General features: G+C 67.3%; 25 protein-coding genes and 1 riboswitch. Of the genes, 17 read left to right on the forward strand and 8 right to left on the reverse strand.

Features of this window, described 5'->3' with window-relative positions:
* Positions 1 to 316: 316 nt before the first annotated feature.
* From ACQR3U_RS07715 to ACQR3U_RS07740, 6 genes are all read left to right on the forward strand, one after another.
* The gene (locus tag ACQR3U_RS07715) at positions 317 to 1,519 is read left to right on the forward strand and encodes a hypothetical protein (RefSeq protein WP_006553959.1); all 1,203 of its coding nucleotides are present in this window, start codon (positions 317 to 319) and stop codon (positions 1,517 to 1,519) included.
* A gap of 152 nt (positions 1,520 to 1,671) precedes the next feature.
* Positions 1,672 to 2,130, forward strand: a complete 459-nt coding sequence (locus ACQR3U_RS07720; protein ID WP_230810121.1) for a hypothetical protein — start codon at positions 1,672 to 1,674, stop codon at positions 2,128 to 2,130.
* 95 nt (positions 2,131 to 2,225) lie between these two features.
* Entirely contained in the window at positions 2,226 to 3,083 is an 858-nt protein-coding gene (locus ACQR3U_RS07725; protein WP_230810122.1) for a ParA family protein, read from the forward strand.
* The gene (locus tag ACQR3U_RS07730; protein WP_230810123.1) at positions 3,080 to 3,592 is read left to right on the forward strand and encodes a hypothetical protein; all 513 of its coding nucleotides are present in this window, start codon (positions 3,080 to 3,082) and stop codon (positions 3,590 to 3,592) included. Before ACQR3U_RS07725 ends, ACQR3U_RS07730 begins: the two co-directional genes overlap by 4 nt.
* Positions 3,593 to 3,737: 145 nt before the next feature.
* Complete coding sequence (locus tag ACQR3U_RS07735) at positions 3,738 to 4,463, forward strand: hypothetical protein (RefSeq protein WP_230810124.1); 726 nt, start codon at positions 3,738 to 3,740, stop codon at positions 4,461 to 4,463.
* A 194-nt stretch (positions 4,464 to 4,657) separates the two neighbouring features.
* Positions 4,658 to 5,641 carry a TauD/TfdA dioxygenase family protein gene (locus ACQR3U_RS07740; RefSeq protein ID WP_230810125.1) on the forward strand — a complete coding sequence of 328 codons (984 nt, stop codon included), beginning with the start codon at positions 4,658 to 4,660 and terminating at the stop codon, positions 5,639 to 5,641.
* A gap of 72 nt (positions 5,642 to 5,713) precedes the next feature.
* Here the strand turns inward: ACQR3U_RS07740 and ACQR3U_RS07745 are convergent, their stop codons facing one another.
* The 3 genes from ACQR3U_RS07745 to ACQR3U_RS07755 are packed head-to-tail and all read right to left on the reverse strand — an operon-like array spanning position 5,714 to position 6,422.
* The gene (locus ACQR3U_RS07745) at positions 5,714 to 5,932 is read right to left on the reverse strand and encodes a hypothetical protein (protein WP_006553967.1); all 219 of its coding nucleotides are present in this window, start codon (positions 5,930 to 5,932) and stop codon (positions 5,714 to 5,716) included.
* A complete protein-coding gene (locus tag ACQR3U_RS07750) occupies positions 5,833 to 6,099 on the reverse strand; it encodes an AMP-binding protein (protein WP_230810126.1) in 267 nt (88 codons plus the stop codon). Before ACQR3U_RS07750 ends, ACQR3U_RS07745 begins: the two co-directional genes overlap by 100 nt.
* A complete protein-coding gene (locus tag ACQR3U_RS07755) occupies positions 6,093 to 6,422 on the reverse strand; it encodes a hypothetical protein (RefSeq protein ID WP_064060106.1) in 330 nt (109 codons plus the stop codon). The genes ACQR3U_RS07750 and ACQR3U_RS07755 overlap by 7 nt, the downstream gene beginning before the upstream one ends.
* A 219-nt stretch (positions 6,423 to 6,641) precedes the next feature.
* Between ACQR3U_RS07755 and ctaD the strand changes: the two genes are divergently transcribed.
* Together ctaD and ACQR3U_RS07765 are read left to right on the forward strand one after the other, a co-directional pair.
* Positions 6,642 to 8,390, forward strand: a complete 1,749-nt coding sequence (ctaD, locus tag ACQR3U_RS07760) for an aa3-type cytochrome oxidase subunit I (RefSeq protein WP_230810127.1) — start codon at positions 6,642 to 6,644, stop codon at positions 8,388 to 8,390.
* A 59-nt stretch (positions 8,391 to 8,449) separates the two neighbouring features.
* Entirely contained in the window at positions 8,450 to 10,021 is a 1,572-nt protein-coding gene (locus ACQR3U_RS07765; protein ID WP_230810128.1) for a flavin-containing monooxygenase, read from the forward strand.
* On the opposite strand, the gene ACQR3U_RS07770 is transcribed toward ACQR3U_RS07765, so the two are convergent.
* On the reverse strand, positions 9,918 to 10,604 hold the full coding sequence (locus ACQR3U_RS07770; RefSeq protein ID WP_082331773.1) for a TetR/AcrR family transcriptional regulator: 687 nt from the start codon (positions 10,602 to 10,604) through the stop codon (positions 9,918 to 9,920). The genes ACQR3U_RS07765 and ACQR3U_RS07770 overlap by 104 nt on opposite strands.
* A 174-nt stretch (positions 10,605 to 10,778) precedes the next feature.
* Here ACQR3U_RS07770 and ACQR3U_RS07775 point away from each other — a divergent pair, with 174 nt between their 5' ends.
* Genes ACQR3U_RS07775 through ACQR3U_RS07800 form a run of 6 tightly spaced genes read left to right on the forward strand, consistent with a single transcriptional unit; the run spans position 10,779 to position 17,547 of the window.
* Positions 10,779 to 11,627: an urea amidolyase associated protein UAAP1 gene (locus ACQR3U_RS07775; RefSeq protein WP_006550404.1), complete on the forward strand. Its 849-nt coding sequence runs from the start codon at positions 10,779 to 10,781 to the stop codon at positions 11,625 to 11,627.
* Positions 11,624 to 12,274 carry an urea amidolyase associated protein UAAP2 gene (locus ACQR3U_RS07780; RefSeq protein WP_019288136.1) on the forward strand — a complete coding sequence of 217 codons (651 nt, stop codon included), beginning with the start codon at positions 11,624 to 11,626 and terminating at the stop codon, positions 12,272 to 12,274. Before ACQR3U_RS07775 ends, ACQR3U_RS07780 begins: the two co-directional genes overlap by 4 nt.
* 7 nt (positions 12,275 to 12,281) lie before the next feature.
* Complete coding sequence (locus ACQR3U_RS07785; protein WP_006550406.1) at positions 12,282 to 14,252, forward strand: 5-oxoprolinase/urea amidolyase family protein; 1,971 nt, start codon at positions 12,282 to 12,284, stop codon at positions 14,250 to 14,252.
* A complete protein-coding gene (locus ACQR3U_RS07790; RefSeq protein ID WP_064851414.1) occupies positions 14,249 to 15,016 on the forward strand; it encodes a hypothetical protein in 768 nt (255 codons plus the stop codon). The genes ACQR3U_RS07785 and ACQR3U_RS07790 overlap by 4 nt, the downstream gene beginning before the upstream one ends.
* The gene (locus tag ACQR3U_RS07795) at positions 15,013 to 16,044 is read left to right on the forward strand and encodes an isopenicillin N synthase family dioxygenase (protein WP_006550408.1); all 1,032 of its coding nucleotides are present in this window, start codon (positions 15,013 to 15,015) and stop codon (positions 16,042 to 16,044) included. The genes ACQR3U_RS07790 and ACQR3U_RS07795 overlap by 4 nt, the downstream gene beginning before the upstream one ends.
* A 21-nt stretch (positions 16,045 to 16,065) precedes the next feature.
* Entirely contained in the window at positions 16,066 to 17,547 is a 1,482-nt protein-coding gene (locus ACQR3U_RS07800; protein ID WP_006550409.1) for a sodium:solute symporter family protein, read from the forward strand.
* A 52-nt stretch (positions 17,548 to 17,599) separates the two neighbouring features.
* On the opposite strand, the gene ACQR3U_RS07805 is transcribed toward ACQR3U_RS07800, so the two are convergent.
* Together ACQR3U_RS07805 and ACQR3U_RS07810 are read right to left on the reverse strand one after the other, a co-directional pair.
* Positions 17,600 to 18,496: a type IV toxin-antitoxin system AbiEi family antitoxin domain-containing protein gene (locus tag ACQR3U_RS07805; protein WP_230810129.1), complete on the reverse strand. Its 897-nt coding sequence runs from the start codon at positions 18,494 to 18,496 to the stop codon at positions 17,600 to 17,602.
* A 194-nt stretch (positions 18,497 to 18,690) separates the two neighbouring features.
* Positions 18,691 to 18,816, reverse strand: a complete 126-nt coding sequence (locus ACQR3U_RS07810) for a hypothetical protein (RefSeq protein WP_269065428.1) — start codon at positions 18,814 to 18,816, stop codon at positions 18,691 to 18,693.
* Positions 18,817 to 19,096: 280 nt separating this feature from the next.
* On the opposite strand from ACQR3U_RS07810, the gene ACQR3U_RS07815 reads away from it, so the two are divergent.
* On the forward strand, positions 19,097 to 20,017 hold the full coding sequence (locus tag ACQR3U_RS07815; RefSeq protein WP_019288141.1) for a phosphodiesterase: 921 nt from the start codon (positions 19,097 to 19,099) through the stop codon (positions 20,015 to 20,017).
* Here ACQR3U_RS07815 and ACQR3U_RS07820 read toward each other — a convergent pair.
* Positions 20,014 to 21,510 (reverse strand): stealth family protein, encoded by a 1,497-nt coding sequence (locus tag ACQR3U_RS07820; RefSeq protein WP_230810130.1) that lies wholly within the window; start codon positions 21,508 to 21,510, stop codon positions 20,014 to 20,016. The two genes, ACQR3U_RS07815 and ACQR3U_RS07820, sit on opposite strands and share 4 nt — an antisense overlap.
* A 262-nt stretch (positions 21,511 to 21,772) precedes the next feature.
* Positions 21,773 to 21,864: riboswitch (TPP riboswitch) on the forward strand.
* 54 nt (positions 21,865 to 21,918) lie between these two features.
* Here ACQR3U_RS07820 and ACQR3U_RS07825 point away from each other — a divergent pair.
* Together ACQR3U_RS07825 and ACQR3U_RS07830 are read left to right on the forward strand one after the other, a co-directional pair.
* A complete protein-coding gene (locus ACQR3U_RS07825; RefSeq protein ID WP_230810131.1) occupies positions 21,919 to 22,683 on the forward strand; it encodes a 3-oxoacyl-ACP reductase in 765 nt (254 codons plus the stop codon).
* Positions 22,683 to 23,987: an LLM class flavin-dependent oxidoreductase gene (locus ACQR3U_RS07830; protein ID WP_230810132.1), complete on the forward strand. Its 1,305-nt coding sequence runs from the start codon at positions 22,683 to 22,685 to the stop codon at positions 23,985 to 23,987. The genes ACQR3U_RS07825 and ACQR3U_RS07830 overlap by 1 nt, the downstream gene beginning before the upstream one ends.
* A 15-nt stretch (positions 23,988 to 24,002) precedes the next feature.
* On the opposite strand, the gene ACQR3U_RS07835 is transcribed toward ACQR3U_RS07830, so the two are convergent.
* Positions 24,003 to 24,947, reverse strand: coding sequence for a type IV toxin-antitoxin system AbiEi family antitoxin domain-containing protein (locus ACQR3U_RS07835; protein WP_230810133.1), 945 nt, complete (start codon positions 24,945 to 24,947; stop codon positions 24,003 to 24,005).
* Positions 24,948 to 24,980 lie beyond the last annotated feature (33 nt).

Raw genomic sequence — 24,980 nt, forward strand, 5'->3', positions numbered from 1 at the left:
TTCCTGAGGGGTCAGGGACCCGTCGCCGGCGTCCTCTCGCTTCTGCTGGTATGCAACGGTTTTCGCGCGCCGCCGTCTCGGGCGCGATCCGGGATCGGGCAAATCGTTCGGAGCTACCTCGATAATGCTGTGACATCCGTCACGAAGGGCGAAAAGGTGAAGGTCTCAACCGAACCGGAGCGCGGCCGTGGACGTGTGGGATCGTGCCCGTCGAGCGCCCGGGATCGGGGCCGTTACCGGGCATTTCTCCGAGCCCGCGCGGAATCTGGAACAGTGGACGGTGCATGCCTGCGGACGAGCCGCGAGGAGGATCCCCGTGTCCGAAGCCGATCGACCCCACCTCCCGGGGCGCGACGACGCGCCCGGCCGGGACATCCCGTCGGTGGACCGGCGGACACGTATCGCCGGGCAGGTCCGCCGGTGGTGCGAGACCGGCAGTATCGAGGGCGGGCACGCTCCTCTGTCGGACGCCGCGGCGGTCGCACTGGCCGCCGGCTACCTCGACGAATCGGCACGTGCTGTGCTGGCGAACCGCCGGCGCGTCGGGCGCCGGTTGCCCACCCTCGACGGATTCGGTGAGCTGCGCCGCCTGTCCGACGAGCACGCCCGCCTCCGCACACGGATCGACGGCCTGCGTCCCGGCGCTGCGCGACTCGCACTCGAATACCGGGCCAACGAGCTCGGCAAACGCATCCGGGCGGCGCGACAGACCGTCGTGCACTCGCCGCTGCACTACGCCCAGGGCGTCCGCGCCGTGCGCCGCGACCGACGCGACGGGCTGCATCTCGAGATCGAACAACGCGAGGCGCTGTTCGCTGCACTGCGACGCACCCCGGCGCCCCTGCCCGTCACGCCCGTCGAGCAGGCCCGGGGAGTGGTGCTCGGTGTCGCCGTCGACCGCGTGGGTCGCTGGTCCGAACGCACCCCGCTGGCCGAGACGGGGCGTCGCGTCGCCGAACGGCTCGGACGCGAGGTGCCCTCCGGCGACGACCGCTTCGTCGACCGCTACGACACCCTGCTCTTCCTCGCCGGTTCCCTGTACGACCGCGTCGAGGCATCGGCGGCGTGGCGTTCGGAGTACTTCGAGGTTCAACGAGCCCAGCTCGATCTCGCCGAGGAGCTCACCCAGATCGCGGTGGACACCGTCGCCCTGCGCGACCTGCTCGACGAGTTGCAGTCCGCGATCCGATCGGCGCCCGAGGCGCGGTCCGGTCTCGAATCCCGGGTGGCAGCGCTCGAACCGGTATGGGACCAGATCCTTGCGCGCGTCACCGCGCTCGCGCGCATCGGCGACCTGCTCACGCGCGCGGAGGGCCATCTGCATCTCACACACATCGCGCAGCGGACCGCGAGTCTCGACCAGCGGATCGACGACCTGATCGGCCGATCGGGTGCGCGCGAGTTGTCCGCCGAGAACACCGATTTCGTCGGCGACCAGCTCGGCGCCGCAGCCGAACCGATGGTCGCGCTCCGCAGTGCTCTGTGGACGGACATCGCCGAGCTCACCGCAAAGGAGTAACTCGGAGTTACTGTCATCTGTCACATCGATTCGGCTGCGTTTCGGGTCGTATCCCCGAACTCGTGGAAAGTGACCGTCTTCACTGGTGTATTCGTCCGAACCGGTGGTAGCTTCCTCGCGTCCTATCGGGGGTCGATACACAGGGGGGTGCGGTGGCGTCGCGGTTCGTGCGTACGGGTTTCGCGCTGGCTGTCGCTGCGGTGCTGGGGGTTTCGGGTTGTTCGGGGGCGACGACCGTGTCCGTCGTCGACGACCCGCAGCTCGAAGCCGAGTTCGAATCGGTGCTCGTCTCCGGACAGTCCCGCACGCTCGGGGAGGTCGCGGCCGCAGCGGGTGTCGAGTCGTGGGACCGGATGTACTACTTCCGCGTCCCGGTGCTGATGAGCGAACTCAACCGCGTGATGCACACCCCCGGAGTCACCTGGCGGAACATGCCGGGATCCGATGCCGAAGGGCTCATCGTCTTCGTCTCGGAGGGGCAGATCGTGCGCGCGGTCGCCGACCGCAAGCCGCCGCTGTACCTGAGCGGTTTCGCGACCTCCGATTCGTACGTCACGCCCGACGAACTCGCCGGCATGCCCCGTCTCGCGGTCGAGTCGAGGGGCCGATGATCCGGTAGCTGTCACCCGGCTGCCTCGTATGTCCGCCTTCGGGTAGTTTTGCTCGCGATATCGAGTAATGAATTTCTTTCCCGAAGAGGTGTGGGGTGGCACGGGTAATCGCGACGATCAACCTGAAAGGTGGCGTCGGCAAGACCACGACGACGGCCGCTCTGGGCGAGTTCATGGCGGCGGAGTTCGGGCAGCGGGTGCTGATGATCGATCTCGACCCGCAGACCAACCTCACCACGATGATGGTGGGGGAGGAACGCTGGCAGGAACTGAACGAACTCGGTCTGACCCTCGCGACGCTCTTCCGTAAGGCGATCACGCCCCACGCCGACGCGTTCGACATCGAGAAGGCCGTCCAGAAGAACGTCTCGCCCGTGCGAGCGGTCCGTGATCTCGACCTGCTCGCGTCGTCGCTGGATCTCATGGACATCCAGGAGGGGCTCACCCACCAGCAGTACGCCGATCCCGGCTCGCACCGTCCCGTCGAGGTGCTGCTCTCCGCTGTCCGGCCCATCGCCGACCGGTACGACTACATCCTGATCGACTGCCCGCCGAATCTCGGGATCCTCACCCTCAACGGATTGCGTCTCGCCGACGGCTATCTCATCCCGACGATTCCCGACATCCTGTCCACCTACGGAATTCCGCCGCTGCAGACGAAGATCCAGGAATTCGCGACACGGACCGGGCACACCGTGCGGGAGATCGGTCTCGTCATCACGAAGTACCGTAGTGCCTCGAATCTGCACCGCACGATCATCGAACAGCTCCAGCGCGACCCCCGGATTGCGAGCGTCGTTCCCGTCTGGGTGCCCGAGGCCAATCAGATCGCGGCGTCCGCCGAGTTCGTGCCCTACGGCACGCTCAAGCGAAAGTACGGCAACACCGGCCAGTACGACGCACTGCGAATCCTCACCGAGACGATCATGATGAATGCGCAGGTGTACCTGTGACGAATCCCGACCCCGATACCGACATGGCACAGGCGCGTCTGCGGGTGCGCATCGGCGAGGCGAGTTCGGCGTTGCTCCGTCTCGACGAGGCGGCACCCGGCACGGCCGGCGCGCTCGTCGCTCTCGTCCAGGTGATCGCCGATGAGGCGGCACGCACGCCGCGGTTCGCGAGGGCACTCGCGGGAGCGCTCTCGGTTACCTCGGACGCAAGCGCCCCGACCCCTGCTCCCGTTCCTGCTACGCGCCCGGCCGCGGCCCGAACGTCTGCGCGTCGCAGTCGTCGCGCACCCGGGGCCTTCGACCCGTTCGTGGTGTTCCGCGAGAGCGGTGAGGCGACTCTGCGGGAGAGGCTGTCGACCCTCGGGGTCGAACAACTCAAGGACATCATCGCCGAGCACGCCATGGACTACGACAAACTCGCGATGCGCTGGCGCACCCCGTCCAAACTTCAGGACCGCATCGTCGAACGGGTCAAGGCGCTCACCACGAAGGGTGATGCTTTCCGGTGATCGGTCACATGCAGTTCTTCTTCTGCTCGTAGCCACGTATGGTCGCACCAGACCTCCGGTCTCGATGAGACCGCGCAGGACGTGGGCACATCGCGCGTCGATCCCGATTCACTGCTCGATGTGCGCACCGAGAAGAGGAGTCGATATGGGGGACATCGTTCGACAGGGAGTCGCGGCCTTCGTGGCCGAGGTTCTGGCGCGAGGCGGCCGGGCCGAGCTGATCCCTGGACAGCGGGACGTCCGCGTACAGGGCGCGGACGGATCCGAACGTGTGGTGCGGGTGTGCTCGACGGCGAGCGATCCGTGGCTCGCGCGACGCCGCGACGGAGTTCCCGCCGCCGACGGTGCGGGCGTGTCGTACTGGGTGTTCGTCGATCTCGCACCCGAGCTACCGGAGTTCCATGTGGTGGACGCGGACGACATCGAAGGGGGAATCGAGGAGGAGGTCGCGCTCTGGCTCGCCGACCGCCCCGGCCGGACACCGACCGGCAGTCACCCGATTCAGCGCAGCAATGTCGTTCACGGTCAAGATCATTGGGATCTGCTCGGTCTCGACGCGGTCAAGGATCCCGACCACGACGCGGCGCCGGTGCCGGCAGCGGCCGTCCGCGTAGCACGTCCGGCCACACCGGCGGTCGTCGAACCCGACACCGACGACGGACGGCTCGCGGTGGTCGCCGATATCGGGGGATACCGCGTGCAGGGGCGCGTCGATCTGGTGTCCGGGACGCTCGAGATCAACCGGGGACCGATGGAGGGGCGTCGTTTCCCCGACGCCGCGGCAGCCGCACAGGCGCTCGTCACCTTCTTCGACGACCACGAGACCGTCCCCGACGGCGACACCTTCTGGCGGAGCGAGATCCTCGAGTGAGAACGCACTCCCGATAGCGGCTTCGGCTCGTTTCGATCTCCCGTGAGCGAGCTCGGCTCGTTTCGATCTCCCGTGAGCGAGCTCGGCTCGTTTCGATCTCGCTGACCACAACCGTCGACTCTGCCGACGGATGGCGGTGAACTGAATCGGCGCAAGCGACAACGCCAGGTCCAGATCATCGAAGGAGAGATCGCATGACCATCACCGAACTCGATCGCGATACGACCACCGCCGAATCCGTCTACACCGCCGGGGGCATCGTCGTCACCAAGCTGGGGGAGCACATCGGTGCGCGGATCGACGGGGTGCGGTTGTCCGGCTCGTTGGCGTCCGAGACCGTCGAGGCCATCCGCTACGCACTCGCCGTGCACAAGGCGATCGTCTTCCGCGACCAGCGTCACCTCGACGACGAGGAGCAGTGGGCCTTCGCCGGCCTGCTCGGCACGCAGACCCAGTCGCACCCCACGGTCCACTCGAAGGGTAAGCGGCTGTTGCCCATCGAGGGTGCTGCGAACAGCTGGCACACCGACGTCAGTTTCGTCGACCGCATTCCGAAGGCGTCGATCCTGCGGGCGGTGACCCTGCCGCCGTACGGCGGTGCGACGACGTGGGCCTCCACGACCGCGGCCTACGAGCAGTTGCCGGATGCGCTGAAGGCGCTCGTCGACAACCTGTGGGCCCTGCACACCAATCTCTACGACTACGCCGAGAAGCTCGACGCGGGCAGCTCCGATCCGGCGCTGACCGAGGAGCGACGCCGCTACCAGGACGAGTTCCGTCGCAACACCTACGAAACGATCCACCCGGTGGTGCGGGTCCATCCCGAGACGGGTGAGCGCACCCTGTTGCTCGGTCACTTCGTCAAGGAGTTCGTCGGTCTCGAGCCGTCGGAGACCGCCGCGCTGCTCCAGCTGCTGCAGAGTCGGATCACGAAGCTGGAGAACACGTTCCGCTGGTCGTGGGAGAGTGGCGACGTCGCGATCTGGGACAACCGCGCCACGCAGCACTACGGCATCGCCGACTTCGGCGACCACACCCGCCGCCTGCATCGCATCACCCTCGCCGGCGACATCCCCGTCGGCGTCGACGGCTCGCGCAGCAGGGTCGTGCAGGGCGACGCGAGCGAGTACTCGGTGGTCGAGGAGCCGGCGCGACTGCCCGGCTTCGACGGGCACTGACACAGCAGAGCGCGAAACGGTCATAGGAGCGCGAAACATCCCGCGCCGAAGACCGTTTCGTGCTCCTCAACGTCAGGCCACGACGTACTTCTCGTTCTCGCGGACCCACAGCACGCCGTCGCCCGCTGTGGGTCCTTCCTTCTCGAATTCCTCGGGTACGAGCGACGTCTCGTCGCGCAGCACGATCGCGGTCATGATAGGGGCGGCGGCGAGGTTCTCGCCGTCCACGCGCATCCAGTCGGCCGTGCGACCGGCGAGGTAGATCCAGCCGTCCGCGTCCTTGTAGGCCACCCGGTGAGGATCGCGTTGGAGTGGAACAACGGCATCGACAGGTAGATTACGTCGTCGCTCGTGATCGAGAACTGCGGGACGAGCGTGCTGCCCGAGAACAACACCATCATGTGGGCGAGCATCACCGGCTTCGGATCGTCGCTCGTCCCCGAGGTGAAGATCAACATGAACGGATGGTGGGCCCGACCTTCCGGTACGGCTCGAGCGGACAGGCCCCGTCGACGAGCGCCCGCCACTCGGGGCTCGCGACGTCGAAGACGGCGACGTCGCCGAGATCCAGGCCGTCCAGCAGAGGGGCGTGCTCGGCATCGGTCAGCAGGATCTGGCAGTCCGCACGCAGGATGTCGCGTGCCAGACCCTCACCGCGTCGGGTGTTGTTGAGGCCGACGAGCGGGAAGCCCGCGAGCCCGGCCCCGGCGATCGCGTGGACGACGGCCGCGGTGTTGTTCTCGAACAGGTCACGGAGTGCCTGCTGGACGGTCTCTGCCATGGCTACCTCGGATATATGGAGAACACGTTCTCTTCGCCGTACACGAGTCGTTCGGGTCGCTCGTCGTCGCGTCACAATTCGGTCCGCGAACCCGGTGCGCGTGTGAGGTGGAACGCCTACTCTGAGTTCACCTGCAGCATCGCGGGTGGTGATCGCCGTGCGCCGTCGATCCCGTCCGCGCCGCACCGTTGCCGCCTCACGGCGGCTCGAGGAGGCCCGATGAACGCGGTTGTCGCTCCCGTCAAGCCCACGCGGCCCTATCCACCGCGAGCGAAGTCCAAGGGGGCGGTCCTCCATGACCTGATCACCACCACGGACCCGAAGACGCTCGGGCTGATGTACATCTTCACCTCGTTCGCGTTCTTCCTGTTCGGTGGTCTGCTCGCCCTGCTGATGCGCGCGGAGCTCGCGGTGCCCGGGCTGCAGTTCCTGTCGAACGAGCAGTACAACCAGCTGTTCACCAACCACGGCGGCATCATGCTGCTGATGTACGCCACGCCGGTCGTCTTCGGTTTCGCGAACTACATCCTGCCGCTGCAGATCGGTGCCCCCGACGTCGCCTTCCCGCGCCTGAACGCCTTCAGCTACTGGCTCTTCCTCTTCGGCGCACTCACGGTCGCCTTCGGATTCATCACGCCCGGCGGCGCTGCCGATTTCGGCTGGACGTCCTACATGCCGCTCGCCGACGAGATCCATTCGCCGGGGATCGGCGGCAATCTGTGGTTCCTCGGCCTGATCGTCATGGGTCTCGGTACCATCCTCGGCGGCGTCAACATGATCACCACCGTGGTGTGCATGCGCGCGCCCGGCATGACCATGTTCCGAATGCCGATCTTCACCTGGAACATCTTCATCACGATGATCCTCGTGCTCCTCGTCTTCCCGCTGCTCGCCGCGGCCTTCATGGGTGCCTTCGTCGATCGGGTGATCGGCGGCAACATCTACGACCCCGCGACCGGCGGTGTGCTGCTCTTCCAGCACCTGTTCTGGTTCTTCGGTCACCCCGAGGTGTACGTCATCGCGCTGCCGTCCTTCGGCATCGTCTCGGAGATCTTCCCGGTCTTCTCCCGCAAACCGATCTTCGGATACAGCGGCCTCGTGTACGCGACCATTGCCATCGCGGCGCTGTCCATCGCGGTGTGGGCGCACCACATGTACGCCACCGGCGCCGTGCTGCTGCCGTACTTCTCGTTCATGACCTTCCTGATCGCCGTCCCGACCGGTGTGAAGTTCTTCAACTGGATCGGCACGCTGTGGAAGGGCCAGATCACCTTCGAGACGCCGATGCTGTTCGCGGTCGGCTTCATCGTGACCTTCCTCTTCGGTGGCCTGACCGGTGTCATCCTCGCGAGCCCGCCGCTGGACTTCCACCTGCACGACTCGTACTTCGTGGTCGCGCACTTCCACTACGTGCTTTTCGGCACCATCGTGTTCGCGACCTACGCCGGCATCTACTTCTGGTTCCCGAAGATGACCGGCAGGATGATGGACGAGCAGCTCGGCCGCTGGCACTTCTGGCTGACCTTCATCGGTTTCCACACCACCTTCCTGGTGCAGCACTGGCTCGGTAACGAGGGCATGCCCCGTCGCTACGCCGACTACCTGCCCTCCGACGGGTTCACCACCTTGAACACCATCTCGACGATCGGGGCCTTCGTGGTGGGCGCGTCGACGCTGCCGTTCCTGTGGAACGTCTTCAAGAGCTACCGCTACGGCCAGGTCGTCACGGTCGACGACCCGTGGGGTTACGGCAACTCGCTCGAATGGGCGACGACCTGCCCGCCGCCGCGGCACAACTTCTACGAGCTGCCGCGGATCCGTTCGGAGCGTCCCGCCTTCGAGCTGCACTATCCCGACATGGTCGAGCGGATGCGTGCCGAGGCGCACGTGGGCCCGGGCAGCGACAAGCACGAGGTGAACGTGCTCGAAGGTGCCGACCGCACGCCGGGCGACAGCCCCCGGGAGTGATCGACCGCGATAGCTCCGCGCATCGAACGAACCCCGCCGAAGGACGGAGTCGAGCGAACATGACCGCAGTCGAACCCGGCGGGAGCGTGCCCGCCGAGGTGGATGTCCTGATCGTCGGTGCCGGTATCTCCGGCATCGGCACGGCCTACCACCTGAAGACGAAGAGACCGGGGACGAGCTTCGCGATCGTCGAGGCGCGTGACGCGCTCGGTGGCACGTGGGACCTGTTCCGATATCCCGGCGTGCGCTCCGACTCCGACCTCCACACCCTCGGGTACGAGTTCAAGCCGTGGCGGAAGAAGCATGCGTACGCCGGAGGCGGCGAGATCCTCGGCTATCTCCACGAGACGGTGGACGAACACGGACTCCGTCCCTACCTGCACCTCGGGCACCGCGTCGTCGGCGCGTCCTTCTCGTCCGATACCGGCAGGTGGACGGTCACGCTCCTGCGCACGAGCGACGACACCATGCTTACGGTGACCTGCTCGTTCTTCTTCTCCGCGACCGGCTACTACGACTACGACGAGGGGTACAGCCCGGAGTTCGAGGGCAGCGACGACTTCCGCGGCACGATCGTCCATCCCCAGCACTGGCCCGAGGCTCTCGACTGTGCGGGCAAACGCGTCGTCGTCATCGGCAGTGGCGCCACCGCGGTGACGCTCATTCCCGCCCTGGCCGGCGTCGCCGAGCACGTGACGATGCTGCAGCGCTCCCCGTCCTACGTCTTGGGGTGGCCGAAGGAGAACAAGGTCGCCAACGCGCTGCGACGTGCACTCCCGACAGCGGCGGCCGACCGCGCCGTCCGTTCCCTGAGCATCCGGATGCTGCACGAGATGTACCGGACGAGTCGCCGGGCGCCGAACCTTTTCCGCCGTCTCCTGCGCCTTCGGATGACGAGCGTGCTGCCCGACGACTATCCCGTCGACGTGCACTTCAACCCGTCCTACGACCCGTGGGATCAGCGCCTGTGCGTCGCGACCGACGGTGACCTCTTCCACGCCATCGCCACCGGCGAGGCGTCGGTGGTCACCGATCGGATCGCCCGGTTCACGCCCACGGGGATCGCCCTCGAATCGGGGCGCGAGATCGAGGCCGACGTCATCGTCACCGCGACCGGCCTGAAACTGGTGCCGTTCGGGAGGATCGAAGTCGACGTCGACGGCGTCCCGGTCGACTGGCACGAATGCGTCACCTACAAGGCGACGATGCTCACCGGCGTGCCGAACTTCGCCTTCGCGTTCGGCTACACCAACTCGTCGTGGACCCTCAAGGTCGACCTCACCGGCCATCATCTGTGCCGGCTGCTCGACCACGTGGACGACCAGGGCTACGACGTCGTCACCCCGATCTGCGACGATCCGGCCGTCGGCGGAGGGCCGTTCTGGGACCTCACGTCGAACTATCTCCGGCGCTCGGCCGACGTGTTCCCCACATCCGGGGAAGGCGGCCCGTGGTCGATGGAGCAGAACTACTATCTCGACCGCAGACGGCTGCGCCGCGAACCGGTCGACGATCCCGCCCTGCGTTTCACGCGGGTGGCCGAGCCGGCGGGTTCATCGAGCCCAGCAGGTAGCCGGGAACCCCCACCACGAGTGCCCGGGCCGCGCTCGTCACTGCCGCAAGGTCGCTGACACCGAGCACCGTCAGCGATGCCGTCGCCAGCGCTTCGGGGAGCCCGGCGTCGACGTCGCCGTCGTCGGCTCGCATGCCGATGACCGATTCGACGACCCGGAACGGCAGATGGGTGCGAGGATCGCCGTCGCCCACGATCTGCGCCGCCAGGGTCCGGTAGCGCTCCATCAGGTGCCGACGTTCCTCCCGGAACCGATCGAACGGTTCGGTGCGAACCTCCGGAAGGTGGTAGAGCGCACCGAGATTCCATCTTCCCGCGGACAATTGGGCGGTGTCGAACCAGGCGAGCGCACACAGGCGCACCTCGGGCGGCAGCGCGGGGTCGAGATTGTCGTCGAAGTCGAGGGTCGGTTCGACGGTGTCCTCGAGCAACGCGACGAGGATGTCGTTCTTCGTCGCGAAGTGGTTGTACAGCGATGCCTGCCGGATCCCCACGGCCTCGGCGATCGTGCGTGTCGATGTGGGGGAGAACCCGCGGGTGGTGAACAGCTCCGCGGCGGCGTCGAGGATCTCGGCACGCGCGGTCGGCCCGGGCCGTCGCGGGGCGTGGAGGCGGGGGCGTCCTGGTCCTGCATGGGTCACGCCTCCACTGTGACACGACGAAAGGTGCTGCAGCGCCACCGTCTTCGTGCGTGAAGTTTTCGTCACACGTACGAAACACGCGTCACGGACTCGTTACGCCATGGACATTCCCCGAAGATGCGCGATGGGAAAACTGTCGATCGACAGTTTCCCCGGACCGCCGATCGGAGCACCATGACCGAGACCCTCGCGACCGCCACCACGCACGCTGCTCGTGCCCATGCCCGAGCGCAGGCAGGAACCGTCACCGACGCCATGCCGATCGTCCCGGCATCGTCGTGGCCTGCTCCGCCCAGCGGTCGCGCAGCGTCGATGACCTGGGCCGAGACCGTCCCCGGTGGCCGCTACACCAGCAAGGTCCTCGCCCGCGGCACCCGCCTGCGCCTGCGGGACGTCCACGGCACCGCCTGCGCCAACATCCTCCTGTTCCGCGCCGACGCCCCGCACGAGCGGCTCAACGTCGCCGACACGGTGAAGGTGCCGTGGCAGGCCTATCTCGGTGTCGGGCACCCACTGCTCTCCGATCAGGGCCGCGTCCTCGCCACGATCGTCGCCGACACCTCCGGACGCCACGACGCGCTGTGCGGCACCACCCACGTCGCGGGGAACACTGCGAAATACGGTGAGGGATCGCTCCATTCGAGCTCTCCTGCGGGTCGCGAACTGTTCACCGTCGCCGCCGCCAAGCACGACCTGCAACCGCGCGACCTGCCGCCCTCACTGTCCTTCTTCCACGGTGTCCGCGTCGAGGAGGACGGCAGCCTCGTCAGCACCGGCAACGCCGGTCCCGGTGCCGGCGTCGACCTGCTGATCCACCTGCCGGTGATCGCCCTGATCGCCAACACCGCACACCCGCTCGATCCGAATCCCGAGTTCACCACCGGCAGCCTCGAAGTCCTCGCCTGGCGAGCACCCGGCGAACTGAACTCGCTGCCGAACACCGACCCCGAGTGCCAGCGCGCCGTGCTCAACACCGACGACGCTTGGGCCGCCGCCACGTCCGAAACGGAGATCCACCGATGACCATCACCGCCGACACCGCAGACCTCGCCCTCGTTCCCGGCCGCGTCGTCCTCGACGAGATCGTCGGACTCCGCGGCCCGTGGTCGGCCGTCGTCGCCGCCGGCGACGTACTCACCATCGTCGACCTGCACGGCAACCAGGCGGTCGACACCCTCGTCTACGACGCCGCCGACCACACCCGCCGCTACAGTGCCGCTGCCACCGTGGCCGCCCAGCAGAACCTCTTCCTCTCCACCGGTTCGGTGTTACGCGACGCCGACGGTGAGCCGCTGATGACGCTCGTCGCCGACGAGGTGGGCAACCACGACACCGTCGGCGGTGCCTGCTCGCAGGAGTCCAACACCCTCCGCTACGGGCACCACACCAAGCACCAGCACGCCTGCGTCGAGAACTTCCTCATCGAAGGCGCCAAGTGGGGACTGGGCAAGCGCGACCTCGTCTCCAACATCAACTTCTTCATGAACGTGCCGGTCGAGGCCGACGGCACCCTCGGCATCGTCGACGGCCTGTCCGCACCCGGCAAGCGACTCGCAATCCGCGCCGAGCGCGACGTGCTCGTCCTCGTCTCCAACTGCCCTCAGATCAACAACCCGTGCAACGGCTTCGACCCCACGCCGGTCCGCATGATCGTCACCCGCGGGGAATGAGGTAGTCATGACCACGAAGATCACCGTCGAACGTCCCGGAATGCTCACGACCGTCCAGGACTATCCCGGACGCACCGGTTACTGGCAGATCGGTGTGCCACCCTCGGGCCCGATGGACGACCTGTCGTTCCGCCTCGGCAACGTCGCGCTCGGCAACGACGAGGGCACCCCCGGTCTCGAGACCGCCATGGCCGGCCCTGCCCTGCGGTTCACGGAGGAAACCGAGGTGTGCGTGACGGGTGCGCCCGTCACCGTGCGCGTCGACGGGGCCGCCGTCCCGCAGTGGCGCCCGGTCACCGTCCCGGCGGGCGGCCTGCTCGACGTCGGAGCTGTCTCCGGGCCGGGGTTGCGCGTCTACGTCCTCATTCGCGGTGGTCTCGACGTTCCCGAATTCCTGGGCAGCGCAGCGACCTTCACGCTCGGAACGTTCGGCGGTCACGAGGGGCGCACACTGCGCGAGGGTGACGTCCTCGTCGTCGGGGAGAACGCTCCCGGCGCGAGCGCCCCGGTCCCGTCCGAGCACGTGCCCGCACTGAGCACGCGCTGGGAGATCGCGGTCACCGAAGGTCCGCACGGCGCACCGGAATTCTTCACCCGTGCCGACATCGATGCCCTCTACGCCACCGACTACGAGGTGCACTTCAACTCCGACCGCACCGGCGTGCGGCTCATCGGCCCCAAGCCCGAATGGGCGCGCACCGACGGTGGCGAGGCGGGCCTGCACCCGTCGAACATCCACGACAACGCCTACTCCGTCGGCGCACTCGACTTCACCGGCGACACCCCGATCCTGCTCGGCCCCGACGGTCCCAGCCTCGGCGGGTTCGTGTGCCCGGTGACCGTCGTGGCCGCCGACCGTTGGAAGCTCGGCCAACTCGCTCCCGGCAACACGGTCCGGTTCGTGCCCGTGAAGTCGCAGCACACCGCGTCCCGCCGCGAACTCGGCGTCGCGCGTCGCGCCGGACTGTCGCTGGTCACCTCGGCCGGTGGCGACGGTGACGACGGAGTGCTCACCCGCCGTGACGGCCACACCGCCGTCACCTACCGCCGTAGCGGCGACGACAACGTCCTCATCGAGTACGGCGACATGACCCTCGACCTGGCGCTGCGGGCCCGCGTGCACGCGCTGCACCAGCGCCTCGAGGCCGACCGTCCTGCAGGTCTGCTCGAACTCACCCCGGGAATCCGGTCGCTGCAGGTCAAGGTCGACCCCGACGTCCTGCCCGTGCCGACCCTGCTCGGCCTGCTCGGCGAGGTCGAGGACACCATCGGCGACAGCGACGAACTCGAAGTCCCCAGCCGGCAGGTACGACTCCCGCTGTCCTGGGACGACCCGGCGACCCGCGAGGCCATCCAGCGCTACATGCACGGCGTGCGCTCCGACGCCCCGTGGTGCCCGTGGAACATCGAGTTCATCCGCCGCATGAACGGCCTCGACACCGTCGCCGACGTCTTCGACACGGTCTTCGCCGCCGACTACATGGTCCTCGGCCTCGGCGACGTCTACCTCGGCGCCCCGGTCGCGACGCCGCTCGACCCGCGGCACCGTCTCGTCACCACCAAGTACAACCCCGCGCGCACCTGGACCCCCGAGAACGCCGTCGGCATCGGCGGCGCCTACCTGTGCATCTACGGCATGGAAGGCCCCGGCGGCTACCAGTTCGTCGGCCGCACCACCCAGGTGTGGAACCACCGGCACCCGCAGCCGGCCGGCCCGTTCGAGGACGGCACCCCGTGGCTGCTGCGCTTCTTCGACCGCATCTCGTGGTACCCCGTCGATCCCGACGAACTGCTCGATCTGCGAGCGGATCTCGCTGCGGGTCGCGGTGGGGGAGTGGAGATCACCGACGGCACATTCTCCCTGACCGAGCACCGGAAGTTCCTCGCGGACAACGCTGCTTCGATCAGCGGGTTCCAGGCGACGCAGTCCGTCGCCTTCGGCCAGGAACGCGCGCGGTGGAAGGCCGACGGCGTATGACGGCCGCCGAACGGATCCGTCCGGTGGGAACCCGGTTCGAGCGAACACTGTTGGCTCGGCCGGGAGCAATCCCGGACACCACCACCCGCGTCACGTGGCTGCAGGGTGAGCGGTTGTACTGCGACCTGCGACGACCGGCGACACTGCCGACGGTGACGGCCTCTACTCTCGCCGAGATGGAGATCGACGACCTCGTCGCTCTCGCGAGCCAGGACGGATTCGCCGGCCGACTGCTCGACAGCAGCAACCATGTCGAATGGGAACGGGCCGTGTCGTTCCACCCGCTCGGACCGACACCCGACGCCGGCACCCTGGGGGCCCTCGACACCGACACCCTCGTCGAACACGGTGTGTTCGAGGAGTACACCGAGCACTGGCGCATCACGGATGTCTCGCCCGACATCGAGGAGTACCTACTCGAGGACGTCGAGACCGGAGCGACCGCAGTGCTCGTGCGGGTCGGAGAGTGCTTCGCATTCGGGCGGAGTCGCGATCATGCGATCGGATCCGAACCCCTCGTCGAACAGATCCTCGGCGCAGCGACGGTGTCGGATGCCCGAGCGTTGCTGGACTGCGAGATCGCGGTGGGTCGCATCGAAGACAGCCGGTGGACCATCTCCGCATCGACCCTCCCGTACCGAAGCGGGCGCAATCTCCACCCCGTCTTCGGTCACGAGATCCGCACCCGAGACACAACATTCGACGGAACGTCCATCACCCGTCGGTGGCGTTCCGTCCACCCGACCCCGAGGAGTGACACATGACGTTCACGAGTATTCCCATCGTCGATGTGCATGCGCTGGTGTCCGGCGACGAAACCGGACGCGACGCCGTCGTCGCCGAACTCGGGCGCGCCGCGCGAGAAGTCGGCTTCGCGCAGATCGTCGGACACGGAGTCGACCCCATCCTCGTCGGCGGATTGAAGGACGCGGCCGAACGCTTCTTCGCTCTTCCCGACGACGCGAAAATGGATGTGTACATCGGCAATTCCACCAACCACCGCGGCTACGTGCCGCCCGGTGAGGAAGTGTTCGCCGGAGCCACACCGGACCACAAGGAAGCATTCGACCTGTCGATCGACCTTCCGTCCGATCATCCCGAATATCTCGCCGGCAACCCGCTGCTCGGCCCGAACCAGTGGCCCGACCTGCCGGACTTCGACGAGCCCGTGAATGCGTACTACGAATCCGTCTTCGCTCTGGGACGTGTGTTGTTGCGTGCCTTTGCCGAAGCACTCGGCGAGGCGGCGGATCGGTTCGACCGCTATGTGACCACGCCACCTGCTCAGCTTCGAATGATCCACTATCCCTACGATCCCGACGCCTCGGACCGTCCCGGCATCGGTGCCCACACCGACTACGAGGTGTTCACTCTTCTGCTCCCCACGGCACCGGGACTCGAGGTCCTCAACGCCGACGGCGACTGGATCGACGTGCCCTACCGCGAGGATGCCTTCGTCCTGAATATCGGTGACCTGCTGGAGATCTGGACCAACGGAGTATTTACAGCGACGTCACATCGGGTGCGTAAGGTTGCCGAGGAACGTTACTCGTTCCCCTTGTTCTTCAACGTCGATCACGACACCCGGGTCGACCCGCTGGAGAGGTTCGTCGACGCCGACGGACCGCGCTACGGCGGAGTCACTGCCGGCGAGCACCTGTTCGCCCAGACGGCCCAGAGCTTCACCTATCTCCGCAAGCGGCTCGCCGCGGGCGAGATCACCCTTCCCGACAATGCACGCCCCCTCTACTCGCTCGGACGCGAAGCCCAACGCAGCGCTCCTGCCGTCTGACCCTCTCCATACGGAGCAGCCATGATCATCACCGGTGTCGCCGTGTGCCTCGTCGTTCTCCTCGGGGCCGGCTTCTACTCCACCCGCAAGGTCCGCGGACAGGCCGGGAACTTTCTTCTCGCAGGTCGCTCGCTCGGTGCCCCTGTCCTTGCCGTCCTGCTCATGTCGCAGGTCATCGATTCCAACGCGACCCTCGGTTCCGCCGACCTCGCGGCCGGATTCGGATTCTGGGCGGGTGCGGCGATGCCGCTGGGTGTCGCATCGAGCGTGCTGCTCGTCGGACTGTTCTTCGCGAAGCGCCTACGCGCGACGGGCGTCGTGACCCTGCCCGAGTTCTTCGCCCGCCGCTTCGGCCGCGGCACCGAGATCACCGCGTCCGTGCTCACGGTCGGCAGCTTCGGCATCCTCCTCGCCGGCAACCTCGTCGCCCTGGGCTACCTGCTCCAGTACTTCCTCGGCCTGAACTACACGGCGGCGGTGCTGGTGATCATCCCGTTCGTGCTCGCCTACACGGTGGCCGGCGGCATGTTCGCCAGCGTCTACACCGGCATGGTCCAGTTCGCGATCATGGCCGTCGGCATCGTCTCGCTCCTCGTGTGGACGGCCTTCGGACCCGGCTTCACACACGGGGACGGCCTCGGCATCGGCGATCTCGGACAGCTCACCGATCCGGCGCAGGGGGCCGCGGTCAACTGGGCCACCATCGTCGCTCTCGGTCTCGGCAACCTCGTCGCGATCGACCTGATGCAGCGCGTGTTCTCCGCCAAGTCCCCGATCGCTGCGCAGCGCGCCTGCTTCTCTGCGGCGACCGGCATTCTCGTCCTGTGTGTGCCGCTGTCCTTCGTGGCCCTTGCTGCCGTGTCGATCGTCGGTGACAGCGCAGCCGACGCCCCGATCCTCTACGTTCTGCTGGGCGAGTACACGCCGCAGTGGTTGTCGATCCTTGTGCTCTCCGGTCTGGTGACGGCTTCGCTGACCACGATCAGTGGTGTGCTGCTGTCCACCGCGACGGTTCTGGTGCGCAACGTCTTCCGCGTAGGCGGCGAGAACGCCGCGATGTCGTCGGACGTCATGAAGGCCACCCGCCTGCTCATGCTGCCGATGGCTGCCTTCGGTGCCCTCGTCGCGCTGCGGGTCCCGCAGACCGGCATCCTGCTCACCCTCACCTTCGACCTGCTGCTCGCCTCGCTGGTAGTGCCGTTCATCCTCGGACTGTTCTGGTCGCGCGGTGACGGTCGCGCTGTGGCTGCCGCAGCGATCGCCGGTATCACGGTGCGCGCCGGCTTCTTCGTCCTCACCCCGACGATCTACGGCGTCGACAACACCCTGCTGTACATCCCGAACTCTCTGGTCACCTCGAGCGTCGACGGCTGGACGACCTTCATCGGCTTCCTCGTCTCGCTGGTCGCGTACGTGACCGTGGCGCTGGTGCGCAGCCCGGTTCCCGCGATCACGGCGCCGGAGCCCGTCGTAGTCCCCGTGAAGCAGCCGGCTGCGGTGTAGTTCGCGCGCCGAACCGGGGTTCGCCACCGCAACACGCGGGGCGAGCCCCGGTTCACCGCGTCAGCTTCGCAGCACGACGCGCAGCTTGCCGCAGTCTCTCCGCCACGACGTCGAACCGCTCGAGTTCCGCCCAGGTCCAGCGCACCACCTCGTAGCCCGCGTCGCGGATCGCGTCCTGCCGGAGCTTCTCGTCGAACACGTCGCGCGGAGCGGAATACTTGATCCGTCCGTCGAACTCTCCGACGATGCCGTTCTCCCAGAAGAAGTCGACGCGATAGCGTCGACCGTTTCCACCCACGATCTCGTACTGGAGGATCGGCCGCGGGAGGCCCGCCTCCGCAATACGTAGACGCGACAGCGACTCTCCTGCACTCTCGCTCCGACCGTCCAGGAACGGAACGACGGCGCGGGCCTTCGCGAGACCGTGCCTGTGTCCGGATCCGGCGAGCACCCGGAGCAAGTCCGCCGCGGCGTCCGGATACAGTCGCAGAGCCGAGTCACCCACGACGACGGCCTGATCTTTCGGCAACGTCCGGGCGAGGTCGACGACCGTCCGGGCGACCGATGTCACCGGCAGGCCGTCGAGGAGAACGACGTCGTCACCGACTTCGGTCGGGTGCACATGGATCTGCGACGTCATCCGCCCGTGCCGGTGCGGTGGCCTGGAGACGTGTACGTGTTCGAGCGAGGCCTTCCACAGATCCAGCCCATGAAGGGACGCCGCAGAGACGTGGCTCAGGACCGATCCTGCGGAGAGTTGCCGACCGAGATGCCGTGCCCGGACCCGGTGCACCCCGACCTCGCCGAGCGCCTCGACGTCCGATCGGTGCAAGAACATACCGCGTCCGAGGCGGACGAGGTCTCCGGCCCTGGTTGCTCTGCGGATGTCGTTGTCGGACATGCCGGATTCCGTCAGTGTCGCGGTCGTGAGTATAGGTGGATCGCCCATGAGTCGATCGTCGCAGCCCGTGCGGGTGCCGAAGCGCCGCAGAAAGTCCACAGGCGCATTCTGTGGATGAATACTTCCGCTGTGGAGAACCCGTGCCCTACAGCAGTTCGCCCGCCGAACCGTACTTCGCCCGTGCTATAGGCGGGGTGAAGTACGGTTCGGCGGGCGAGGTTCTGCCGAGTATCCGTGTTCGCTCACTGTGCGCGGATCGATGAAGCCACCCCGACCGACGTCTCCCAGAACCGCGCATAGCGGCCGCTGCGACGCACCAGCTCTTCGTGGATTCCCTGCTCGACGATCTGCTCGGATGGCACCCTCACCGCCGGTACCCCTCACACCCTCCCGATGTACCCGAGCGACGAGATCGACACCGTGCTGCGGGATGCGCTGGGTACCGGTGCTCCTGTCGATCAGAATTGTGATTCAGATCACCGATGAAGGTCGGATTGTTCGTTTCCGCAGGTCACCACGTAGTAACGGACTGTTCGCCGCAGGTTCGGGGTCTCTATGTGAGCCGGAAGTCGTGGAGCCGTAGAAATACACTCGCTACCGTTGAAAGCGACGAAGTGCCCCGAAACGGGCGAATGGAAGTGAGAAATCATGGGCAGTTCTCCGGCCCCTGAACGAATTGCCGAATACCCCAGACCTTCGCACACGCTGCTCCACCTCACCGACACCCACCTCGTCGGTGGAGACGAACTCCTCTACGGCACCGTCGACGCCGACACCCGCCTCGGCCTGATCCTCGACGACATCCGTGCCTCCCGGGTCCGACCCGACGCCCTGGTGTTCACCGGCGACCTCGCCGATCGCGGCCAGCCCGACGCCTACCGCAAGCTCCGCGGACTCGTCGAACCACTGGCCGCAGCGCTCGACGCCGCGATCGTGTGGGCGATGGGCAACCACGACGACCGCGCGACCTTCCGTGAAGAGCTGCTCGACGAAGCGCCTCTCGGCGCACCGATCGACGCCGTCCACACCGTGGGCGGACTTCGGATCGTCAGCCTCGACACCTCGGTCCCGGGCCATCACCACGGTGAGGTGACCGACGACCAGCTCGCCTGGCTCGCCGACGAACTCTCGACACCCGTCCCGTTCGGTACCGTTCTCGCACTGCATCATCCGCCCGTGCCGAGCGTGTTCGACATGGCTGTCCTCGTCGAACTGCGCGACCAGGCCGGTCTCGCCGAAGTGCTGCGCGGCACCGATGTCCGCGCCATCCTCGGCGGTCACCTGCACTACTCGACCTCGGCCACGTTCGCGGGCATCCCGGTGTCCGTCGCCTCGTCGACCTGCTACACGCAGGACCTGAACGTCCCGGTCGGTTCGCAGCGCGGGCACGACGGCGCGCAGGGTTTCAACCTCGTGCACGTCTATCCCGACACGATCGTGCACTCCGTGGTGCCCAGCGGAAGTTACGCCACCGCCGGGCAGCCCCACACGGCCGAGGACGCGGCGCGGCGTCTGGCCGAAGCCGGCATCCGCATCCCCGAGAACCCCGACCTCACCGTTCGGATCTAACCGACGTCCGGTCGGCCCGGGTGGCCGGTCTCCCAGGGTGCCGGGATCGGGTAGTACCGCTCCAGGAACTGCGTGACCTTCGCGGTGCGCAGCTCCAGGTCGACCTCGGGCGTGCTGCCGTCGTTGAGGCAGAACAGGTCGAGATTGCGGCGCGCCAGGATCGTGTCCAGATGTCGCAGACCGGACTTCACAGTGGTGTCGACGTACTCCACCTTCGCCGTGGTCTGCTGCACCGCGCGGCCGGTCAGCAGCGTGTAGTAGTGGTAGAAGGAGTTCGTCACCGAGATGTTGTCGGCCGCCCGGAACGGGCTCGCCGCCGTCGCAGCGAACTCGTCCCCGAACTCGCGTTCCATCTCCGCCATGATCGACCTGCGCAACGGGACCGGGGTGTGTTCGAGATGCCGAGTGATGGTGACCCCGAAGCGATCCTGCAGGAGCTTGCGGTTCATGCGGGCGGAGTTCTCGAATCCGCTGCGCGACGGGTCGTTCCGACCCAGCCCGATCCGCACGTCGCACTCGATGAACTTGCTGACACCCCCGCCGGAGAAGAACAGGCTCGGGCTCACCCGGCGACCGAAGAACATGTCGTCGTTCGAGTACAGGAAGTGCTCGGACAGCCCCGGGATGTGGTGCAGTTGCGACTCGACCGCCATCGAGTTGTAGGTGGGCAGCGCCGACGGGTCGGCGAAGAACTCCTCGCTCCGCACGAACGTCACACGCGGATCGTCGGCGAGCCACGCCGGTCGCGGCGAGTCGGTGGCGACGAAGATCCGCCGCACCCACGGCGCGTACATGTGGACCGAACGCAGGGCGTACTTGAGTTCGTTGATCTGCCGGTAGCGCGCCGGCGAGTCGTCACCTTCGCCGACGACGTAGTTCTGCATCAGTTTCGCGCGCGCGGCCTGGAACGACTTCGACGACCCGTCCACCCACGAGAACACGAGGTCGATCTCGAACGGGATGTCGCCGGGGTGGCGGTCGAACATGCCCTCGATCGTGGGCCACAGTTGTCCGTACCGCTCGACCGTCGTCCGGCGCATCTCGTCGCGCAGGGCGATCGTGCGGGTGAGGGCGTTCGGGCGAGGCATGATCACCTCGTCGTCGGTGTAGGTCCACAGTTCGATGTCGACTCCGTTCGACGCGCCGTACCGCATCCCGCTGGTCAGTTCGACGCGCGGGCGGAACAGCCGGAACACGCGGTCCTTCCTGTCGCGTGAGAGCCGTCCGTCCGACACCGGAACCGGGCGTCGCTTGGAGCCGACAGCCTTCGAGTAGAACGGCTCGTCGGCGCATCCCTCGGCGAGCGCGGCACGCAGCCTCTTCCGGTCGGCACGGTCGATCGCCAGGATCGGGCGGTCGCCGTCGTCGCGGACGAGCAGGTAGTCGATGTGCGCCCGGTCGAGGACGCGGCGCAGGAGCAGTACGTCCTCGATCCGAGCCTCGTCGGGCGTTGTGGTGGTGATCGGGATGGCGTAGCGATCCTCGAACCACACCACTTCCTCGTGCCTCGCGGGGCCGCGGACGGTGGCACGGCCGAGCGGCGGAGCGTCTCCGACCTGCTGGGAAACGGAGACGTAGGGAGCGTCGTGGGGGGCCGGCGTGTGCGTCGGAATCTCCTTTCGCGGGTCGGGACAGGAAAGGCTCATTTTAACGCCGATCTGAGCTAAGCTCCCGGGTCGGTGATGTGACGATCCGATGAATGCCGACGCCGACGGTCTCGACGGGGTCGAGATCCCGAGGTGTAACCTGTGCGCAGGACTCGACACGGGGTGCCGGACACGGCTGAGAGAACACCCGCCGAACCTGATCTCGATTATGCGAGCGAAGGGATGCCGAGCCGGCGCCGGGCCACAGGTCTGTCGCCCTCACGCACCCTTCACCACACAGGGAAGGCACAGAAGATGTCATTGCAGAACCAGGTCGTCCTCGTCACCGGTGCCGGGCGCGGCCTCGGCCACAGAATCGCGCAGGCGTTCGCCGACGAAGGAGCCGCCGTCGTCCTCGATTACCGGCGCAGCGGCGAGGGCGCTCACGAACTGGCCGACAAGATCGGACCCGAGCGGGCCGTCGCTCTGAAGGCCGATGTCACCGACCGCGCCGAGGTCGAAGCGCTGTTCGCGCGGGCCCGCGAGCACTTCGGGCGTCCCGTCACCACGGTCGTCAACAACGCCCTGCCCGACTTCTCCTTCAACGGCGACGCCCGGCCCAAGGCCGACGAGATCGGATACGACCGGTTCGGAGCCCAGTTCGACGGCGTCGTCGGCGGCGCGGTCAACATCATCCAGGCAGCGCTGCCGGGCATGCGCGAGGCCGGTGGCGGCAGCATCGTCAACATCGGCACCAATCTGTTCCAGCATCCGGTGGTCCCGTACCACGACTACACCGCCGCCAAGGCCGCGCTGCTGTCGCTGACCCGCACCTTCGCCGCCGACCTCGGCCCCGACGGGATCCGCGTCAACATGGTCTCCGGCGGTCTGCTGCGCACGACCGACGCATCGTCGGCGACCCCCGAAGCGGTGTTCGACCTCATCGCGTCGTCGACGCCGCTCCGGAAGGTCACCACCCCCGAGGATTTCGCGGCCGCGGTGCTGTTCTTCTCATCCGACTGGTCGCGGGCCGTCACCGGACAGAACCTGGTGGTCGACGGGGGACTGGTGATGAACTGATGCCCGGACCACGCACCCTCCACCTCAACGCCTTCCTCTACGGCGTCGGGCACCACTCGTCGGCATGGCGGCATCCCGACTCCGCGGCCGAACGCATCGGCGACATCACGTATTTCGAGGAACTCGCACGCACCGCCGAACGCGGATGTCTCGACGCGGTGTTCTTCGCCGACGGTCACAGCGTCAACCCGAAGTACACAGCGGGCACCACCTGGTTCCTCGAACCGCTCACTGCACTGGCGGCCATGGCGCGCGCGACCGAGCGCATCGGTCTCGTCACCACCGTCTCCGCGAGTTTCTTCACGCCCTTCCACGCCGCGCGGATGCTCGCCTCGCTCGACCACATCAGCGGGGGACGGGTGGGCGCGAACATCGTCACCTCGATGTTCGACGAGGAAGCCCGCAACCACGGATTCGACTCCCTGCCACCGCACGCCGAACGGTACGCGCGGGCCGAGGAGTTCATCGAGGTGCTCTGTGCGCTGTGGGATTCCTGGGATGACGGCGGTGTTCTCGTCGACCGGTCGGGTGGCAGGTTCCTGGACTCCTCCGCGATCCGTCCGATCCATCACCGGGGCAAGCACTTCCGCGTCGACGGTCCCCTGACCGTGCCGCGGTGCCCGCAAGGCCGACCCGTGCTGTTCCAGGCGGGGGCGTCGGAGACCGGGCGCAACCTGGCGGCCCGCCACGCCGAGGCCGTCTACTCCGTCGCGTGGGACATGACCGCGGCGATCGAGTACGCCACCGACCTGCGCGCGCGGATCGCCGCGGCCGGCAGGGATCCCGGTACGGTCGCCATCCTGCCCGGACTCGTCACCTACGTCGGTCGCAGCGAGGAGGAGGCGTGGGCGAAGAAGGCGGAACTCGATGCGCTCCTCGACGTCGATGCTGCCATCACCCAGCTCGGCGTGTTCACGGGTCAGGAATACACCGGCCACGACCTCGACGCTCCCGTCGACGACCTGCCACCCATTGAGGAGTTCACCGGGCCGCAGGGGCGCTACGCGACGGTGCAGCGCATCATCGAGACCCGCCGCCCCACCTTGCGTGAACTGCTCGGATACCTTGCCGCGGGTGGTGGTCACGCGACGATGATCGGTACTCCCGAATCCGTCGCCGACAGCATCGAGGAATGGTTCGCCGCGGGCGCCTGCGACGGCTTCAATCTGATGTGCCCCGCCTATCCGGATTCCCTCGACGACTTCGTCGACCTCGTCGTCCCGGAACTGCAGCGTCGCGGCCTGTTCCGGACCGAATATCCCGGCTCGACCCTGCGCGACTCGCTCGGTCTGAAGACGGTATAGCGGAGCGCGAAGCGGTCATCGGAGCGGGTTGTAGCGCGCGCCGATGACCGTTTCGCGCTCCAGAGCAGCCCGACGTGCCTGCTGCCGACGACGTGCGCGCTCGAACCGATCGACGACGACGTGGAATCGCGACAGCTCCGCCCAGTTCCAGCGGATCACCTCCAGCCCGAGATCCCGTAGCGCATCCTCGCGCTCCTTCTCAGCGAGCAGATCGTGGCGCTCGGTGTACTTTCCGGCACCATCGAACTCGCCGACGATGCCGAGTTCGCGCCACAAGAAGTCCACGCGGTACCGGCGTCCGTCACGAACGACGATCTCGTGCTGCAGGTCGGGCATCGGTAGACCGGCCTCGATCATGTGCAGCCGCGACAGCGACTCCCCGACACTCTCGCTCCGGCCGTCGACGAGGCGCGCGACCGACTCCGCCGCGACGATCCCGGTCCTACCTCGACATGCAGCAAGGATCCGGGGCAGGTCGAGATGCGCCGTCGGATCCGCACGCAACGCCGAATCGCCGATGACGAGAGCACGCGGACGCGACAGCGTGCGTGCGACGTCGACGACGGTACGAGCGAGCGACGTGACGCGCAGACCGTCCACGTCGACTACGTCGCCGTCCAGGTCGGAGGTGTGGATGTGCAGGTCGTCGCTCACCCGGCAGCTGCGCGTCGGTGGGCGCGTGACGTGGATCCGTCCCAGCGGCGCGTCCCACACGTCGAGGCCGTGGACGACCGCGGCCGTCACATGACTGAGCGCCTCGTCGGCGTCGAGACGAGAGCCGACGAGGCGTGCCCAGGCGAGGTGAACTCCCACGGGGCCGAGGGCGTCGACGTCCTCTCGTGTCATGTACGTGCCGCGAGCGATCCTGACGAGCTCGCCGTGCCGGAGTCGTGTGCGCACCGCACGATCCGATATGCCGGCCTCGGCGAGCATCGCCCTCGTCCACACCTGTCGGGTCATGGACCGATCATCGGGCACGGCCGGACCCGATCC

This window comes from Rhodococcus sp. IEGM1339, from assembly GCF_050321925.1.
In the GTDB taxonomy this organism is placed as follows: domain Bacteria; phylum Actinomycetota; class Actinomycetes; order Mycobacteriales; family Mycobacteriaceae; genus Rhodococcus; species Rhodococcus pyridinivorans.